The sequence below is a fragment of the Pseudomonas sp. SDO55104_S430 genome (assembly GCF_054070595.1).
Genome location: NZ_JBSVXG010000404.1, coordinates 1 through 2729, shown reverse-complemented (window position 1 = coordinate 2729; position 2729 = coordinate 1). Strand labels below are relative to the sequence as shown.

1 protein-coding gene is annotated in these 2729 nt (G+C 59.9%); it reads left to right on the top strand.

Translation table 11 applies throughout. From position 1 onward, the window contains the following. Positions 1 to 440 precede the first annotated feature (440 nt). The gene (locus ACW9JE_RS30120) at positions 441 to 2618 is read left to right on the top strand and encodes a malate synthase G (protein WP_457434836.1); all 2178 of its coding nucleotides are present in this window, start codon (positions 441 to 443) and stop codon (positions 2616 to 2618) included. Positions 2619 to 2729: the final 111 nt, after the last annotated feature.

Here is a 2729-nt window from a genome sequence, read left to right as displayed (position 1 = left end):
TACAAGTTGCACAAAACCTGTAGGAGCGAGGCTTGCCCGCGAACGGCACACCGCCGATCACCCGAAAAGCACAAATCGTGTACAACTTTGATATTTAACTGGAACAATCCACCAGTTTTTTGAGAACATCCAGCACCGCGCTGTGACCGCAATGCGTCACAGGGTCGCAGAACGACGTAATTAGTCTAATTTTCACAACCGCAACACATCATGTAGTATGCCTCGGCGCGCACTACATAACGTTGGTTCGATGTCTGCCGCAGGCACGTTCACAACCCTCAAAGCCCTGTCAGCAAGGCCCTAAGCCGTTGATTGGTCCCAACCCAGCCGCCCGAAAATGGCATGTACTGGTAGACGGGTTTGTGGTTTAAATGGCCGAAGGCTTCATTGTTAAATTGAAGAGCTGAAAAGCGAAATAGCTGAGCAGAGTGAGGCAAGCAATGACTGAACACGTTCAAGTCGGTGGCCTGCAGGTCGCCAAAGTCCTGTTCGACTTCGTGAACAACGAAGCCATTCCCGGAACCGGCCTCACCGCCGACAAATTCTGGGCCGGTGCCGACAAGGTCATTCACGACCTGGCGCCGAAGAACAAAGCCCTACTCGCCAAACGCGATGATTTCCAGGCTCGTATCGACGCCTGGCACCAGGAACGTGCAGGCCAGGCGCACGACGCCGTGGCCTACAAGGCTTTCCTGCAAGACATCGGTTATCTGCTGCCAGAAGCGGCCGATTTCCAGGCAACGACGCAAAACGTCGATGAAGAAATCGCCCGCATGGCCGGCCCACAATTGGTGGTCCCGGTTATGAACGCCCGCTTCGCTCTCAATGCCTCGAACGCCCGTTGGGGTTCGCTGTACGACGCGCTCTACGGCACCGACGCCATCAGCGAAGCCGATGGCGCCGAAAAGGGCAAAGGCTACAACAAGGTTCGCGGCGACAAGGTCATCGCCTTCGCCCGCGCCTTCCTCGACGAAGCCGCGCCATTGGCCGCCGGCTCCCACGTCGACTCCACCCGCTACAGCATTGTTGACGGCAAGCTGGTCGTCGCCCTCAAAGGCGGCAGCAACACGGGCCTGCGCAACGACGCACAGCTGATCGGTTTCCAAGGCGATGCTTCGGCACCGATCGCCATCCTGCTGAAAAACAACGGCCTGCATTTCGAAATCCAGATCGATGCCAGCACCCCGGTCGGCCAGACCGACGCCGCCGGCGTCAAAGACATCCTGATGGAAGCCGCACTGACCACCATCATGGACTGCGAAGACTCCGTGGCCGCCGTCGATGCCGACGACAAAGTGGTGATCTACCGCAACTGGCTCGGCCTGATGAAGGGCGACCTGTCGGAAGAAGTGGCCAAGGGCGGCAAGTCCTTCACCCGCACCATGAACGCCGACCGCACCTACACCGGCGTCGATGGCAAGGCGCTGAGCCTGCACGGTCGCTCGCTGCTGTTCGTGCGTAACGTCGGTCACCTGATGACCATCGACGCGATCCTCGACAAAGACGGCAACGAAGTGCCGGAAGGCATCCTCGACGGTCTGGTCACCGTGCTGGCGGCGATGCACAACCTCAACGGCAACACCTCGCGCAAAAACACACGTACCGGTTCGGTCTACATCGTGAAGCCGAAGATGCACGGTCCTGAAGAAGCGGCATTCACCAACGAGCTGTTCGGGCGCATCGAAGACGCGCTGGGCCTGCCGCGCAACACTCTCAAAGTCGGAATCATGGATGAGGAGCGCCGTACCACGGTCAACCTCAAGGCCTGCATCAAGGCGGCGAGCGAGCGCGTAGTGTTCATCAACACTGGTTTCCTCGACCGCACGGGCGACGAAATCCACACCTCCATGGAAGCCGGCCCGATGGTGCGCAAGGCCGACATGAAGGCGGAAAAATGGATCGGCGCCTACGAGAACTCCAACGTCGATATCGGCTTGAGCACCGGCCTGCAAGGCCGCGCGCAGATCGGTAAAGGCATGTGGGCGATGCCCGACCTGATGGCGGCGATGCTCGAACAGAAAATCGCTCACCCGATGGCCGGTGCCAACACCGCCTGGGTTCCATCGCCGACCGCCGCCGCGCTGCACGCGCTGCACTACCACAAGGTCGACGTGTACGCCCGTCAGGCCGAACTGGCCAAGCGTGCCCCGGCTTCGGTGGACGACATCCTGACCATCCCGCTGGCGGTCAACCCGCAGTGGACTGCCGAGCAGATCAGGAACGAACTGGACAACAACTCCCAGGGCATTCTCGGTTATGTGGTGCGCTGGATCGACCAGGGTGTCGGCTGCTCGAAGGTGCCGGACATCAACGACGTCGGCCTGATGGAAGACCGTGCGACGCTGCGTATCTCCAGCCAGCACATCGCTAACTGGCTGCGCCACGGTATCGTCACCGAAGAGCAAGTGATGGAAAGCCTCAAGCGCATGGCGCCGGTGGTCGACCGTCAGAACGCGGGCGACGAGCTGTACCGTCCGCTGGCACCAGACTTCGACAGCAACATCGCCTTCCAGGCGGCAGTCGAACTGGTGATCGAAGGCACCAAGCAACCGAACGGCTACACCGAGCCGGTCCTGCACCGTCGTCGCCGCCAGTTCAAGGCTGCCAATGGCCTGTAACTGAACGCTGATGCCGGACACGAAAAAGCCCTGATCGAAAGATCAGGGCTTTTTTCTTTGGGGCAACGTCAAAAGATCGCAGCCTTCGGCAGCTCCTACACTGGTTTCGCA

Excerpts from the sequence above, each read along its gene's own strand:
- ACW9JE_RS30120 (WP_457434836.1), top strand. The coding sequence starts at position 441 with ATGACTGAACACGTTCAAGTCGGTGGCCTGCAGGTCGCCAAAGTCCTG.